Origin of the sequence: Roseburia sp. 831b, from assembly GCF_001940165.2 — a bacterium.
Classification (GTDB): domain Bacteria; phylum Bacillota; class Clostridia; order Lachnospirales; family Lachnospiraceae; genus Roseburia.
The window spans coordinates 1854342-1870896 of record NZ_CP135162.1; the positions used below are offsets into that span (position 1 = coordinate 1854342).

At 38.7% G+C, this 16555-nt stretch carries 14 protein-coding genes; all 14 read right to left on the minus strand.

The genetic code is table 11. The features are described 5' to 3' along the window. Nucleotides 1–173: 173 nt before the first annotated feature. Nucleotides 174–1412, minus strand: a complete 1239-nt coding sequence (locus BIV16_RS08530; protein WP_075681714.1) for a hypothetical protein — start codon at nt 1410–1412, stop codon at nt 174–176. A 324-nt stretch (nt 1413–1736) separates the two neighbouring features. Beyond that, entirely contained in the window at nt 1737–2960 is a 1224-nt protein-coding gene (locus BIV16_RS08535; protein ID WP_075681716.1) for a tyrosine-type recombinase/integrase, read from the minus strand. 144 nt (nt 2961–3104) lie between these two features. Next, a complete protein-coding gene (locus BIV16_RS08540; RefSeq protein ID WP_143524776.1) occupies nt 3105–4229 on the minus strand; it encodes a helix-turn-helix domain-containing protein in 1125 nt (374 codons plus the stop codon). A gap of 69 nt (nt 4230–4298) precedes the next feature. Beyond that, nucleotides 4299–4670: a helix-turn-helix transcriptional regulator gene (locus BIV16_RS08545; protein ID WP_075681720.1), complete on the minus strand. Its 372-nt coding sequence runs from the start codon at nt 4668–4670 to the stop codon at nt 4299–4301. 72 nt (nt 4671–4742) lie between these two features. After that, nucleotides 4743–5510 (minus strand): tryptophan synthase subunit alpha, encoded by a 768-nt coding sequence (trpA, locus tag BIV16_RS08550; protein ID WP_075681722.1) that lies wholly within the window; start codon nt 5508–5510, stop codon nt 4743–4745. Beyond that, on the minus strand, nt 5503–6693 hold the full coding sequence (gene trpB, locus BIV16_RS08555) for a tryptophan synthase subunit beta (protein ID WP_075681724.1): 1191 nt from the start codon (nt 6691–6693) through the stop codon (nt 5503–5505). The genes trpA and trpB overlap by 8 nt, the downstream gene beginning before the upstream one ends. Further along, nucleotides 6690–7304 carry a phosphoribosylanthranilate isomerase gene (locus tag BIV16_RS08560; protein WP_075681726.1) on the minus strand — a complete coding sequence of 205 codons (615 nt, stop codon included), beginning with the start codon at nt 7302–7304 and terminating at the stop codon, nt 6690–6692. Before BIV16_RS08560 ends, trpB begins: the two co-directional genes overlap by 4 nt. A 40-nt stretch (nt 7305–7344) precedes the next feature. Further along, on the minus strand, nt 7345–8121 hold the full coding sequence (trpC, locus tag BIV16_RS08565; RefSeq protein WP_075681728.1) for an indole-3-glycerol phosphate synthase TrpC: 777 nt from the start codon (nt 8119–8121) through the stop codon (nt 7345–7347). After that, nucleotides 8118–9149 carry an anthranilate phosphoribosyltransferase gene (gene trpD, locus BIV16_RS08570; protein WP_075681730.1) on the minus strand — a complete coding sequence of 344 codons (1032 nt, stop codon included), beginning with the start codon at nt 9147–9149 and terminating at the stop codon, nt 8118–8120. The genes trpC and trpD overlap by 4 nt, the downstream gene beginning before the upstream one ends. Next, a complete protein-coding gene (locus BIV16_RS08575; RefSeq protein ID WP_075681732.1) occupies nt 9142–9723 on the minus strand; it encodes an anthranilate synthase component II in 582 nt (193 codons plus the stop codon). The genes trpD and BIV16_RS08575 overlap by 8 nt, the downstream gene beginning before the upstream one ends. Further along, nucleotides 9720–11186 (minus strand): anthranilate synthase component I, encoded by a 1467-nt coding sequence (trpE, locus tag BIV16_RS08580; protein ID WP_075681734.1) that lies wholly within the window; start codon nt 11184–11186, stop codon nt 9720–9722. The genes BIV16_RS08575 and trpE overlap by 4 nt, the downstream gene beginning before the upstream one ends. A gap of 425 nt (nt 11187–11611) precedes the next feature. Beyond that, on the minus strand, nt 11612–12469 hold the full coding sequence (locus tag BIV16_RS08585) for an EamA family transporter (RefSeq protein ID WP_075681736.1): 858 nt from the start codon (nt 12467–12469) through the stop codon (nt 11612–11614). 111 nt (nt 12470–12580) lie between these two features. Further along, entirely contained in the window at nt 12581–14125 is a 1545-nt protein-coding gene (locus tag BIV16_RS08590) for an ATP-binding cassette domain-containing protein (protein ID WP_075681738.1), read from the minus strand. A 506-nt stretch (nt 14126–14631) separates the two neighbouring features. Continuing rightward, a complete protein-coding gene (locus BIV16_RS08595; RefSeq protein ID WP_242940409.1) occupies nt 14632–16350 on the minus strand; it encodes a DUF3732 domain-containing protein in 1719 nt (572 codons plus the stop codon). Nucleotides 16351–16555 lie beyond the last annotated feature (205 nt).

Genomic DNA, 16555 nt, shown 5'->3' on the forward strand with positions numbered 1-16555 from the left:
TGCGTTTACTTATACTTAAATATTGCCATAGATTTTTTGCATTTACAATGGGTGTTGCTCGTTTACTCCCACAAAAAATAAATTTTTTATAGGGAGTAACCACCAACTTATCCTAGCCAAATAACAATAGAGTGCCTCCGGCACTCTATTGTTATTACTTTACTCTATGATTCTTATGCACTTGGTGGAAGATATTCAGGGAAGTCAAATATATCCATTTGTCCCTCTAATTGTTCTTGCTTTTGTTTATTACTATTTGAAGTCACTTCATGCATTTTAGGCACAAGACAATTTTGTTTTTCATCTAACTCCCAATCGGTTATATATGTAGATTTTGGGTCTACTGCTTTTATCAGTTCCAATTTTTTCTTTATATCATAATTTGAGCAGTCAAATATATAGTCAACGATAGCATATTCTTTTATATTATCCCTATCTTCATATACAACAACCTTATGTATTCTACGGACAAATGCCACGAATGTTTCCCATTCATTTTCTTGCACATGTTTATATTGTTCCCACAAATCAACATTTGTCATAAAATACGCTTTAGTAAAACATGCTTGCTTGTTATTATAACGTGCATCAAGGTTACAAGGATATCCGTCCAATAGTTGTAGCATTGTTGATATTTTTATATCACTTCGAAATTCTTCAAAAGCAATTACATCTTGCATATTGTAATCGTCGAAAGGGTGCTCGTATGAATTCACACGATAAACATTTGCATATCCATACTTTTCCATAACTCCTCTAGTTTTTCCAGCACCAGACGCACCCCAGATATATGTAACATCCAAGTCACGCCAAGTATCTTTGAATTTATCTCTCATTATATCTTGACGTATTCTATCTATACTTCCTGCATATTTCATAAGAGTTGGTTTTGCTTCGTATATTTGTGCATTTGTATATCCCATCAATATCAACTTTTGCAATAACTCTAAATCTGTTCTTGCACCTTGTCTTTCTATCGGGCATTCTCCGATTTCAAATTGTTTACCATCTATTCGTTCTTTGACTTTTTCGTCTAATTCCCATTTTCCTTGTTTGAATAAATAGTTTTTGTTTTGCAGACAACTTCCCTTACATGCATCATAGTGCACATTCGGAAAAACTGTTTTAAACTTGCTTTTCTTAATTCCATCTTTGGCATATAAAAAAATATGAATATGTTCCATATGATTTTCTTCTAGACCAATTTCATACGAAAAGCAAGCATAGTCGAGCGTTGGAAAGTTATCTTTTATATACTCTCTTAATAAATTTTCGTCTTTCCAAAATTTAGCATACTCTTCTTTCTCTTGTGGATTGTTTATTACCAATTGCCATTTTCTACTTCCCGAAGGTTGTGATTTTTTTGCCCTACATTCGTTTGGCAGTTCGTGAGCGAAATTTGAATTTTTCATAAAAATTCCTCCTTGACTAATTTATTAGGTTTTTACACCTTTCAAAAAGGACTTTTTCGCTCACAGTATCCCTTTTGCATATAGAAGAAAAAACCTTGTTTCATCTTCTCATATTTATTATACACACGAAATTTCAAATCTACAACAAATGTGCCCTCTTTCAGAAAAAATTTTTTTCGGCACATCAAACACAGCGAGCACAAAAACAAATGTGCCGAAAAAAAGCCTTTTAATTTGAGCCTTTAGACTATGTGACACAAAAGTCCGCTAGGGAATCCTGCGATTTCTACCTCCGGTACAAATCGCTCCTAGCGGACTTTTGCCTTATAAGTTCTGCATAGCAACAAGAACTTGCAATATATCTTGTTCAAATAAATGACTATATGTTTTTATTATCGTTTCCTGCGTATCTCCACTAACCTTTTCAATGACTGGGAGTGGAACTCCCTTGGAAATCAAATTACTAATATATGTATGTCTAAATCCATGGGGGCTAATATGGTCTATTTCTATCTTCTTGCATGTTTTAGTTATAATATCAAGATATGCTCCATAATTACATGTAAACACTCTATCAGTTGTTTTTCCACCTCTAGCCAAATGTTTGGCTTTATATTTCTCAAACAAATACTCTGTATCGGGTGGAATAGGAATTTTCCTATTCTTCTTATTTTTGGGGTCTTTTATTATTTTCATGTCTGAAACATAACTTTTATTAACCTTTATTTGCATACCACGAACATGTTCCTCATTTGTTGTATCTCGTGGAACCAATCGCAAAGGAGCATTTTCTTCTGCTTCCTTACTCTTATAATAACTGAATTCAATAAAATCATCATAAGTCAGTGCTAATGCTTCTCCAACTCTCATTCCTGTATAGTAAAGCAGATTAAAGAAAAAACGAAACTCTACATATCTATCAATCCCTAAACGGACAAATTTCGTATTATGTAAGTAATTATCAATTTTCTTATATTCTTCATGCGTCAAAATTCTATAATCATCACTATTTTTTGTTTCAGTTTTTACATTTTCACTTCTATGTAATGGATTTTCTTTTATCAAACTCTTTTTGTATGCTAAATTTATCAATTTACGAAAGCATGAATTCAGACTATGTATAGTTTCTTCCGCATATCCTTTTTCCTTTATTTTGGCAAATGTTTCATAATAGACATCATCAGTAATATTTTTCAACTTTGTATCTTTTGGAATAACCTGTATAAGCATATTAAACTGTTGTTCTGTATTACGAACAGTTACCTTACTCTTATTTGTTGCAATAGCCTGTTTATTCCATAAAGCAAAAATACCCTCAAGCGTTATATCTTTATCTTCAGCCTTTAACCCCTCTGCCTGCAAAATAGCCAATTGTTTTTTTGCTTCTGCTATTGTTCCAATGTTATATATCCATTTTGCCCTATAATCGTTTTTTTGCTTTGTAGGGTTATAAACTTTGTAATTATACTTCACATCATATTTATTTGTGCTTTCATTTAAATATATATTTTTATGTTTTGTTTTTGTACGTTTTACTTTTTTAGCCATAAAAAAACCCCCCGTTTTCGTATATTGATTGATTTATACTGAATTCGCTTTAAATATACTACGAATAATATACGAATTCAACCATAAATATACGAATTTCGAAGGGTTTAACCTTTGAAAAACCTTGATTTTACTAGGTTTTATTTATCTAATGATTTCATCGTAGTGAAAAATATCTGTAAGTAAGTTTTTTTTCAATATCATCAGTAATACCGCTTCTTGCTTTCTATCTTCCATCTCAACAGCACTTTGTTCAAGTTGCTTCCACAATGCATTGACTATCTCCAATCCTTTCTCTGGCTTTCCCATCTTTCTGTTCAAAATAGCCAAATAATATACCAACATCATTTCCATTCTCGAAAAAAAATGTTTCTCAGCATCCATATAATTACCTTGAATCGTTAGTGAAATTGCCCTCCCTAATCTTTCACCATACTGTTCTACCGTAATTTTTTTATCCAAAAACAATGCAATATCCGTCATTCCCTCAATAAGTTGGTGATTTTGTACATATCTAGCTTTATTTCCTAGCATTTTTTTCAACTGTTCTAGCAATTGTAATTCATCGCCTTTCGACGCTCTTTTACTCAACATCTTTATCTTATCTACCAGTGTTATATCTATGTAGTTTTCTGTAATAATATCTGCATTATATATTCCAAGTGGTATATTCAATTCCTGGAAAAGTAAATCAAGTGTTCCTCCCTTCGCATCCCGCAATCCATTTTCCAATACCCGATATGTTTTCTCACTACAACAATTTCTGGCAACATCTTTTACTGTTTTATTCTTCTCTAATCGGTATTTTTTCAGTACCTCGTTCAAAAGAAATACTTCATACGTTGGCTTTATTTGCCAAAAAGAATCTTTATCTATCCGATATTCCTTCTTTATTGCTTGAAGTATAGATAACATAGCTTCAAAATTTTCTGGTGGCTGCTGATTGATTTTCTGATACTCTGATATAATTCCCTCTAATAACCTATCCATTCCCTCTATTTTAAAATTTCTTCTTTTTAGTTCAATTGCTTTTTTATATAGTAAAATCTTTTCGTTGATGTCTAATGTATGCATATATTTTCCATAAACGTAAACAGCTCTTCCATATATTTCCACCATTTTCTCGCCCTCGAATCGCATTTCTATATAACGAAGCAAAAATTGGATGAGTTCATATTCTTCCGTCCATTTCTCTGGAAAAAGAATACATTTTTTCTCCATAAAAAGAAGCATATAATTAATTTCCACCATGCTAAGACAATTTTTCATTGTCAATCCATTCGGGTAATTTAATACTGTATAGGAAATCGCCCGATGCATCTGTTTTAAATCGTTTTTTTAATACCCCTGCCAAAATGTACAAAATTGCAAGTGTAATTTTGCATCCATATATTTTCCCGAACTTCCTGAATAAACTACGCTATCTATCCTCTCCCCTCGAACTACCTGTGCAACGATATTACGTCCCCATAATTGATATTCGTATTCTGGTTTAGACATCATAATAATAAAATACTTTAATGACTTTCCTACTCGTTCAAAAAGCATTTGTATCATATAACTTCCCGGATAACTTTCATCATTTTCAAAGCGTGACAATTCTTTCGCAGACAATAACCCCATACTGACATCTTCCTGTGAAAAACCAGTCATCTCTCGAATGTCTTTATAAATCTTCCCTATCTTTAGTTTTTCATCTTGTTGCTGCATTTTACCTCTCCGTACCATCATTAATACAGTTTGTTATAACACAAAAATACGGCTTTTTCAATCATCCTCCCGCTACATTGCATCTTTCATGGATTTTACATATTCTCCTACATAGGTCGGAGCGTCTTTTCCATACTTTGCTATTATTTTAACAATCGCAGAACCCACGATGGCGCCGTCGGAAAGCTCTGCCATCTTCTTTGCCTGTTCCGGTGTGGAGATTCCAAACCCGATTGCGACCGGAATATCCGTATTTTCTTTGATTACCGTAACAATGGATGCTAAATCTGTCTTAATCTCACTTCTTGTTCCGGTAACGCCAAGGCTTGAGACCAGATATAAAAATCCCTCTGCCTCTTTTGCAATCATTGCGATTCTTTGGTCGGAAGTCGGTGCAATCATCGAGACGAAATCAATGTCGTACTTTTTGCAGATTGGCTGGAATTCCATCTTCTCTTCGTATGGAATATCCGGCAAAATCAGTCCGTCCATACCAATCTCTTTACAGGTTGAAAGGAAGCGTTCTGCCCCGTAAGAAAAGACTACATTTGCGTACGTCATAAACACCATTGGAACCGTTACCGTTTTGCGAAGTTCTTTCACAAATGCAAAAATTTTATCGGTTGTCACGCCACCTTTTAACGCCCGGACATTTGCCTCCTGAATGACAGGTCCCTCTGCTGTCGGGTCGGAAAATGGAATGCCTAGCTCAATCAAATCTGCTCCGTTTTCCACTGCTGCCTTTACTGCTGCCGCCGTTGTCTCTAAATCCGGGTCTCCACAGGTGAAAAATGCAATAAACGCCTTTCCATTTTCAAATGCTTTTTTAATATTACTCATGGATATCCTCCCCTCTGTAACGTGCAATCGCTGCACAGTCCTTATCTCCTCTGCCGGAAATGGTAATCACAATCACGTTATCTTTTTCCATCGTTGGCGCTAATTTCATTGCATAAGCAACTGCGTGAGCCGACTCGATGGCTGGAATAATCCCCTCCATCCTGGATAAGTACTCAAACGCATTTACCGCTTCATCATCAGTAACCGGCACATACTCGGCTCTTCCGATATCATGAAGATGTGCGTGTTCCGGTCCGATTCCCGGATAATCAAGTCCCGCTGAAATCGAATAAACCGGTGCAATCTGACCATACGCATCCTGACAGAAATATGATTTCATTCCATGGAAAATACCAAGCTTTCCGGTTGAAATCGTGGCCGCCGTCTCAAAGGTTCCGATTCCTCTTCCGGCTGCCTCACAGCCAATCAGTCTGACACCTTTATCCTCAATAAAATGATAAAAGGAGCCCATCGCATTTGAACCGCCGCCGACACACGCAATCACCGCATCCGGTAATCTACCTTCTTTTTCTAAAATCTGTTCCTTGGTCTCCTTTGAAATCACCGCCTGGAAGTCACGCACAATGGTTGGAAAAGGATGTGGTCCCATGACCGAACCAAGGCAATAATGTGTGTCATCAATCCGTGATGTCCACTCTCTCATTGCCTCTGAAACAGCATCTTTTAATGTGGCTGTACCAGATTTTACCGGAATTACCTCGGCGCCTAACAAACGCATCCGGTACACATTTAACGCCTGACGAATCGTATCCTCCTCCCCCATGAATACGACACATTCCATTCCAAGCAACGCTGCAGCCGTCGCAGTCGCAACTCCGTGCTGGCCTGCCCCGGTCTCTGCAATCAGCCTTGTTTTTCCCATCTTTTTGGCGAGGAGCGCCTGACCTAATACATTGTTGATTTTATGGGAACCTGTATGGTTTAAGTCCTCACGTTTCAAATATATCTTGGCACCGCCTAAATCCTCGGTCATTTTCTTTGCGTAATACAGTCTGGATGGTCTGCCTGCGTATTCATTTAAAAGTTCAGTCAGTTCCCGGTTGAATTCCGGGTCATTTTTATAAAAATTGTATGCCTCTTCTAATTCATTCACTGCATTCATCAGCGTTTCCGGGATATACTGCCCACCGTGAATGCCAAAACGTCCATTTGGATTTGTCATTTTCTCTCTTCCTTTCTGACTGCAGCTGCAAAAGCTGCCATTTTTTCTTTGCTTTTGACGCCATCTTCTTCAATGCCGGAACTGACATCGACGGCGTAAGGATGCAGCAATTCGATTGCTTCCCTTACATTATCCGGCGATAACCCACCGGCAAGGAAATAAGGTTTACATAATTTTTCAATCTTGTTCCAATTGAATGTGGTACCCGTTCCGGCACCGGAATCTAATAACAGGTAATCCACGCTGCATGATGGGAGTTTTGTTTCCGCATATGCGCTCTCCTCTGTAACCTGGACTGCCTTGATAATTGGCTTATCCGTCATTGTTTTTAATCTACGGATATATTCCTCATCCTCACTGCCATGAAGCTGGGCGATATCAATCGTTCCATTTTCTAAAAGTCCGGCAATCACTTCCGGTTCTTCCCCTACAAACACACCGACCGCTAAAATTTCCGGTGATAACAGATTCTTTAATTCCATTGCTTTTTGCGGTGTCACATATCGCTTACTTTTTTTTGCAAATACAAACCCGATATATTCTGGCTTGATTTCATTGACTGCCTCAATATCGCAAGGTCTCGTAAGCCCGCAAAATTTCATTTTTGTCATGCGAATCGCCCTGCCTTTCCGTAGTCTGCAAACTTTTACATTAGCCTTTTAGCTCTTTTAGTTTTGCTTTCTTATCCGGTGCGCGCATCAACGTCTCACCTACAAGGACTGCATCCGCTCCCATCTTGCGAAGTTTTGCTACATCAGCGGCACTTTTGACACCGCTTTCCGATACGAACAAAACATCTGACGGTATCTTTTCCCGGAGCCGGATGCTGTTCTTAGTATCCACAGAAAAATCTTTGAGATTCCGGTTGTTGACCCCGATGATACGTGCACCCGCATTTAATGCCCTCGTAACTTCCGCCTCATCATGTGCTTCCACCAATGCCGAAAGTCCAAGTTCATCACAGATTCTAAGATACTGCTTCATCTGATTTTCACAGAGAATCGAACAAATCAGTAAAACCGCAGATGCACCAAGCACCTTTGCCTCATAAATCATATATTCATCGACCGTAAAATCTTTTCGAAGACACGGAATGGAAACGTTTCCGGCAATTTCTTTTAAATAACTGTCATGACCAAGAAACCATTTTGGTTCCGTTAAAACTGAGATACAATCTGCCCCTGCCGCCTCATATTCTTTTGCAATCGCAAGATATGGAAAATCAGGTGCAATCAGGCCTTTGGAGGGAGACGCTTTCTTGCACTCACAGATAAAGGAAAGTTCCGGTTTCTTTAGCGCCTGTTCAAATGCAAACGTTCCGGCAGGAAGTGCGTATGCCTGCTTTTTGATTTCTTCAAGGGAAACCCGCTTTTTCGCATCGGCTACCCTTTTTTTTGCATAATCAGCAAGCTCATCTAAAATTGTCATTCCTCTACCTCCGGTCTGTTGCTGACTTCAATCAGTCCTTCTAATGTCTTTGCAGCCTTTCCGGAATCAATCAGTTCTGCTGCAAGAGCGACGCCTTCTTTGAAACTGTCCGCTTTGCCGCCAAGATAAAGTGCGGCACCTGCATTCATCAAAACTGCATTTCTCTTGTGACCTTTTTTACCATTTAAAATATCACGTGTAATCTTTGCGTTTTCTTCCGGTGTGCCTCCTTTTAAGTCCTCTTTTGTACAACGTTCAAAGCCAAATTCTTCCGGTGTAATCACATAGGATTTGAACCATCCGTCGCGGATTTCGCAAACAGTTGTCGGTGCGCTCATGGAGATTTCATCCAGTTTATCCTGACCATAAACCACCATTCCACGCTTGACGCCAAGGCTGATTAACACCTGTGCCAGTGGTACAACCAGATACTCATCATAGACACCTAGCAGCTGCATGGATGGCATTCCAGGATTCGTAAGTGGTCCTAAAATATTAAACACGGTTCGAAAACCTAGTTCTTTTCGGATAGCGCCCACATACTTCATGGAAGTATGATATTTCTGGGCGAAAAAGAAGCACATGCCCACTTCCTCTAAAAGCTCTTTGCAGCGGTTTGGGCTTTGCTGGATGTTGACACCAAGCGCCTCAAGACAATCTGCGGTTCCACACTTGGAAGATGCTGCGCGATTCCCGTGTTTTGCAACTTTCATGCCGCCGGCTGCTGCTACAAGTGCTGAAGTGGTGGAAATATTAAAACTCTGTGCATTGTCGCCACCGGTTCCTACAATCTCAAAAATATCCATACCGGTATCCACTTTTGTCGCATGATCCCGCATTGCTGCCGCACATCCTGCAATCTCATCCGTCGTCTCAGCTTTTGCACTTTTGGTAGAAAGTGCTGCAAGAAATGCTGCATTCTGGGTTGCAGACGTCTCGCCACTCATAATTTCATTCATCACGGTATAAGCTTCATCATAAGTAAGATCCTCTTTGTTTACGATTTTTACAATTGCCTCTTTAATCATGTTTTTCTATCTCCTTTATAAAATTCTTCAAGATTTGTTTTCCGTCTGGTGTCAGGATTGACTCTGGATGAAACTGCACGCCGAAAATCGGATATTCTTTGTGCTGTACTGCCATCACTTCGCCGTCCATCGTCTCTGCCGTTATCTTTAATTCCTCTGGAATCGTTTTCGCATCCGCCGCAAGAGAATGATAACGCGCTACCGGGAACTCCTTTTGGCACCCTTTAAAAATCGGGCATTCCTTATCAAATTTCACATTAGATTGTTTGCCATGCATCAATTGTTTTGCGTAGGTAACTTCTGCCCCAAACGCTGCGCAGATTGCCTGGTGCCCTAAGCATACCCCAAGAATCGGAATCTCTTTTCCAAGTGTTTTTGCAACCTCCATTGTCACACCGGCATCTTCCGGTCTTCCAGGACCCGGCGATAAAATAATCCGGTCCGGCTTTAATGCCTTTATTTTTTCCACCGTCATCTCGTCATTGCGAATCACTTTGATATCAGGTTCGATTTCGCCAATGAGCTGATATAAGTTGTAGGAAAAGCTGTCATAATTATCAATCAGTAAAATCATAATTCCTCCTCCTGCGCTAGCTGTAATGCCCTCAACGAAGATTTTGCCTTGTTGATACATTCCTGGTACTCTTTCTGCGGTACGGAATCTGCCACGATTCCTGCCCCACTTCTTACAAATACCTTTCCGTTTTTCTTGTATACAATCCGGATTGCGATACAGGTATCCATGTTCCCGGTAAAATCAATATAGCCGATTGCACCACCGTAAATGCCCCGCTTATTTCCTTCTAACTCTCCAATCAGCTGGCACGCCCGAATTTTTGGTGCCCCGGAAAGTGTTCCCGCCGGCAAGACTGCCTCAACCGCATCTAGGGCATCATGCTTTTCATCAATCTCGCCCCGGACAGTAGACCCCATATGCATCACATGGGAAAATCGCTCAATTGTGTGCAGTTTTTCCACCTGTACCGTTCCAAACTTACTGATTTTTCCAAGGTCATTTCTTCCTAAATCCACCAACATATTGTGCTCGGCTAATTCTTTTTCATCTACCAGCAGCTCGGCTTCTAACCTTTTATCCTCTTCCTCATCCTTACCTCTTGGTCTTGTTCCTGCAAGCGGGAATGTATGTAACACGCCATTTTCCAATTTTACCAAGGTCTCCGGCGATGCTCCTGCCACCTCTACATCTGTCCCGGAAAAGTAAAACATATAAGGGGACGGATTGATGGTTCGAAGCACGCGGTAGGTATGAAAAAGGCTTCCTTCAAAAGGTGCACTCAAACGATTGGAAAGCACAATCTGGAAAATGTCACCTTCGTGGATATAATGCTTTGCTTTTTCCACCATGTCACAAAACTGATTCTCCTTAAAAAGCGGGGTAACTTCACCTAATAGTTTTCCGCCCGGCTCCTCCTTTTTTTCTCCCTTATGAAGCAGATTCACAAGCTGTTTTAACTCCATCACCGCCTTGTTATATCCTGCCTCCCCTTCCGCAAGAGACATATTTACGATTAATACAATTTTCTGGCGCAGATGATCGAACGCAATCACTTTATCAAAAAGCATCAAATCCACATCCTTAAATGCTTCTGTATCCTCCACGTTACATTTTACGGATGGCTCCTTGTAGCCAAGGTAGTCATAGGAAAAATATCCAACCAGTCCTCCGGTAAATGTTGGAAGATTTGCAAGGCGCGGACTCTTGTAATCTGCAAGAATCTGTCTTAAATATTCGGATGGATTGTCTGTTTTTACTTTTAGATTTCCAATTTTCATTTCTCCATTCATGCAGGTAATCTCTAGCTTCGGATCATATCCAAGAAAGGTGTAGCGTCCCCATGTTTCCTTTTCCTGTGCAGATTCTAATAAATAGCAGTGCGTTGAGACATTTTTTAAAATCTTCATCGTCTCAATCGGTGTTGTAAAATCGGATAAAATCTCACAGCTTACCGGCAATACACGATATTTTCCGGTTGCAGCAATTTCTTTTGCTTCTTGAAGCGTTGGCTCGATTTTCATGTTCCTGTTCCTCCAAATTGTTGTCAGTTATGCCTGCCAAACGCACAAAAAAACGCCCCTGACAGACTGCTACTATCTGTCAAGGACGAATAAGATTCTAATATTATCCGCGGTGCCACCTTGCATTCACGATTCGACTCGTGCTCTTAGCAGGATACCTTCATATCCCCGGCATATGACGTCTGCCTGCAACGTCGCAGAATACTCTGTGTAAACACATTTGACTGCGCCCTCCGTGGTCCATTTGACAACTTGTTTCTTGTCTGATTCTCAGCATCTCAGACTCTCTGTATAGGCATCATTGCCGTTATCTCCACATCAACGGTTTAGCGTATTAAATTAATAAAAGTTTACCATTCTAAATTTTTATTGTCAAGCGTTTTTTGAAACTTTTTTCGATTAGGTGCCAAAAGGCGGCTTTCTCATTAGACTAATAAAAGCAACGTTCCTGCTACAATGAGCACCAGTCCGCCTCCTGATTTCAGCGTTAACTTCTCATGGAATACCACATAAGAAAAAGCGATGGTAATCAAAATACTCAGCTTATCGATTGGAACCACAATACTTGCTGGTCCCGTCTGAAGCGCCCGGTAATAGCAAAGCCACGATGCTCCTGTTGCAATTCCTGATAAAATCAAGAATAACCAGCTCTTTTTTTCAATCTGTTTGATTGTGTTTTGTTTTCCTGTCACAAACACAACAACCCATGCCATAATAAGTACAACAATGGTTCGAATCGCTGTTCCAAGATTGGAATTTACGTCCTGGATTCCAATTTTACCAAGGATGGATGTAAGGCTCGCAAACACTGCAGAACCCACTGCGTAAATTAACCACTTATTTCCGTTTGCCTTTTTGTCCGTTTCTTTTTTCTGAATCATCAGATAAGTTCCAACACCGATTGCCAGCATTGCAGCAAATTTTAAGGGTGTTATCTCTTCTTTCAGGAAAATAAAAGCAATCAGCATTGTAAGAATCGTGCTTGATTTGTCAATCGGCGTTACCTTATTCACATCACCAATCTGCAATGCCCGAAAATAACAAAGCCACGATGCTCCCGTCGCAAGTCCCGATAAAACAAGGAAAATCAAAACTTTTCCAGACAAACTATTTATTCCATCCTGTGCTCCTACGACAAACACCATCACCCATGAAAAAATCAGGACAACAATCGTCCTTAATGCTGTCGCAACATTTGAATCTGTGTTTTTGATTCCACACTTTGCCAGTATAGATGTAAGACCTGCAAAAAATGCGGAACCAAACGCAAACGCTATCCACATACCAATTCCTTCTTTCCAATTATCTTATCAGGTTATTATACACCTTATATTCCTGCAACACCATACATCTTTCATTTTCGATGGCAGCCTTATTTTCACTGGTGAACAAAATTACTTTTCCTGCAACTTAAGTCCAGCCTCACTTAAAACATATACCTTATCGCACACCTCTTCCATGTACCGCCTGTCGTGGGAAATACTGATAATCGCTCCCGGAAATTCCCGAAGCATTTTTCGGATTACAGGTCCTGACAACGGAGAAAAATTTCTTGTTGGCTCATCTAAAACCAATACATTTGCGCCACTTAAACTCATCTTTAACAGCAAGACTTTCGCTTTTTGTCCTCCCGATAATTCACGAATCGAATGTTCCATCTCATCAGTAGTATATTTCAAAGAACCTAAATATGTTCTTACTTTTGTTTGCTCCTTCTTGTCACCGGATGGTGCAAGATATTCCACCGGAGTCAGGTCAAGATTTAACTGTTCTTCGTAATTTTGCGGCATATATTCAGCATGAACATCTGTTCGATTCAGTAGTTCCTCTGCTATTTTCTTTAGTAAGGTTGTCTTGCCTGCCCCATTTGCACCGACGATACAGATTTTTTCGGAACCTCTTATTTTCAAATCAATCTTTTCGGAAAGCGTCCGCTCTCCATCCGGAGTCTGCAATTTTGAAAGATAATACTCAATCACTGTTTTTCCTGCCGGAATGCTTGCACTTTTGTCTCCAAGCTTAAAGAAAATTGCTTCCTCTTGCTCTGGCATTTCTGTCATGTTCTCATCTGCTTTTTCAAATCGCCTGCCCATGGATTTGACCGTATGCATTTTATCTTTTAAATTTTTTGCCACCGCCGGTGCCTGTCTGGAACAGCTTCCGAGCGCACTTTGCACACTCTGATACACTTTTTGGTATTTTTCGTCGCGCAGTTCCTTTTCCCTGCGATCGCTCATTGCCTTCTGTTCCTGGCGTTCCATCCGATGAAGTCTGTTTTTTACATAATCAGGGTAAGCGCATTTTTCAACCGTATATCTGGATTTTGTCTTTCTTTTGATTTGTTCTAAATGAATCACCATGTTGGCAGTGTGTTCAATCAATGTCTCATCATGGGAAATAAAAAGTACGATGTGCTTCCATTCCTGTATCAGTTTCTCCAACAATTCAAGCGTCGTGAGATCAATATCATTCGATGGCTCATCCAAAAACAGCACTGTTGCATCCTGCATGAAAAGCCGCATCAGCTGCACCTTTATCTTTTCCCCTCCCGAAAGATTTCGCATCTTTTTGCTCTCATAGAAAATATCACCCGGCATTTTAAATTTTCCCGCTAACATCGCCAAATCTTTCGGCGTCTGGTTCCAAAACTGTTCTTCCTCCGAAAAAAATTCATACACCGTCTTGCTTTTTTCTTCCTCTGGCAGCTCCTGTGGCAGATAACCAAGCCTCTCTTTTCCAAGAATCCGCTCTCCGCTTGCCTCTATATAATCCTCAACCAATTCCGGGTTGTAAATCCACTTCATCAGCGTCGACTTTCCGTTTCCCTCCTCGCCAATGATGACCGCCTTATCGCCGTCGTTTAAAACCAGGCTAAAATCTTCTAAAATTACCCGAAGGTCCTTTTTGTGTGTCAAATTTAATCCTTTTATCTGTAACATCCAAACCACCATGCCTTTCTGCCTGCGTGGCGTTTTACGTTATAAGTTGGAAGTCAAAGGAACAATTTCCAATTTATAACGTAAAACGAGCCTATTTCGCATACGCAAAATAGACTCGCAAAAAAGACCTTCTATTTATCTGACATGATAAAGAAAAAGGAAACGTTAACTGCGATAATCCAACTTAAGCGTACACAAAACCAGGCCTGTCACACAGGTCTTACTCAAACGTGTTCAACTTAAATCAAATTATCGATTACTCATTTCCTCACCTTACACATTTTGTGTTCTTTCTGTTATTTTTGTCTGTGAAGACATTTTTATGATAGCATAAGGGGGATGGGTTGACAAGATTTTTCTGGTCGTCTGTACATAGGGGGACACATAGCGTTATGGGACATGTACGACATCTGGGTTCCACTCCTGTGGCATTCCATATTTCCTGATTATTTCTAAAATTTCTTCATACTATCCATAGCCCACCCTTTCAATCCAGTACATTGTCACTATATAAGTGCTTTGCCATTTCTCCAGTTGCACCGAACATATTTATTAAACTCTCTTTTGCATTCCAAATTGTCACCATCAACATGATCAACAATAATAATTTGAGGTAATACTCCTGTATCTTTTTCAATTAAGTTAATCTCATCAAAAATTGTCTTATACATTTTATTAACAGCCTTTAAATCGGCTTGCGTTATTGCATCACTTTTATAATCACCTTGCGGAAAATATACCTGACTGGGTTGGTCAAAAAACATTGTTAGTAGCATAGGCGAATTATCTTGTCCCGCAAAATAATGGAGGAAACTCAAAAATAATGCAATATGACAAGACACCCAGTTTGCGCCACTTCCCATCTCGTATAAATGAATATTTTCATTATCCATATTGTGCTGATAAATATCAAAACTGCCATCAGTTAAACCAAAATTTAAATTAATTGGTCTGTACTCTTCTTCAAAGTCGAGTGTTAAAGAAAGACTATTCATATTGTTTGATAAAAAAGTTTCTGCTTTTGACATTTTCTTATCAATGTCAAATCCCTTGATTTTTTCCTCAAGTCTAGCTATTTTCTCTTTAAGTTCCACAATGTCTTCATCAACTGTCTCAAATATACCAAAGTCACTCATTTCTACGTATAAAGCAATTTTTGCTTTAGCGTAATTCACTTTTTCTCTCTTTGAAACAAGTGCTTGGGATGAGAGAAATTTTTGTTCAATTGTTTTTATCTGTTTCCACACTTCTTTTATTTTTTCCTCTATTTTTGAATGCTCATCTTTAAGTTTCCTGACATCTTCGGAAAAATCAGCTGTGTATTTTTCAGTAATTCTTAATTCGTTATCTAACCATTCTGTAGCCTCAATAAGTTTCGAATCATTCTCAACAATCTCTTGACATTCATGACCGCAAAGAGGACACGTATATTTGTCTGTTTCAATTTCAGCTATGCTCGTCTGTTGTTTCAAATCCTTCAACATATAAGCAAAAGAACCACCTGTATCAGAAGCATTATCTATATTCTTAATTTTTAATAGTATCTCTCGTTCTTTATTTCTGAGGCTTTCTAATTCAGTGTTTAATTCACTATAACGCTCAGTTATTTTATTTTCTCCAAAAAGTTGGGTATTATCAAACTCTGGTAAATTAGAGGCTATTTTCAACATTTTCTGTACTGAAATTTTTTCGTCAAAATCTTGTTCAAGTAATGCAAAATAATCTGCTAATAAAGGAGATAGATTTTCTTTAATATATGCAGTACTTTTTTCATTGGCCTTCTGCTTTTTGTATTTTTGTTTTAGCTGTTCTTTTAATGTATTTAATTGAATCAAATCACTATAGTACTCTTGGCTTATCATGCCTGCAAAGACGGGAAACTGGTCTATCACATCCTTCCTTTTATAAAAATCTGAGAACCGATAGAATAACGCGAACTTACTTGCCATTAAATTTTGATGTTGAAACAAGTAAGAAACCATGTTTCTTAATGAAGCCTTTTTCCCTTTTTGTTCAGCATCCGTAGCCATATTTGTCACAAACAAACCTAATGCACATTCAATCTCTCTTTTTACATCTTTATATGATAAAAGAGGCTTTTCCGCAAAATAACTTAGTTCCAATTTTTTTACATTAAAATCCTTTGCTTCTTTAGAAAAAAACATTTTTCCACCATCGTTCCAATTATAGCGAGCAATAACATAGGCATTATCACCTATCACCATTACAAGAGTATATAGATATGAAAAATCTGTTATTTTACCTTTTGGTATTGTACAACGAGTACTACACAAACAATAATCAATTATCTCAACTAATGCACTTTTTCCTGTCTTAGATTCGCCAGTGATTATATTTACTCCTTGCTTAAGTGGAACACCCTTTTTTCACCATTTTCATTAAATATAATTATGCTTTTTATATAACTTT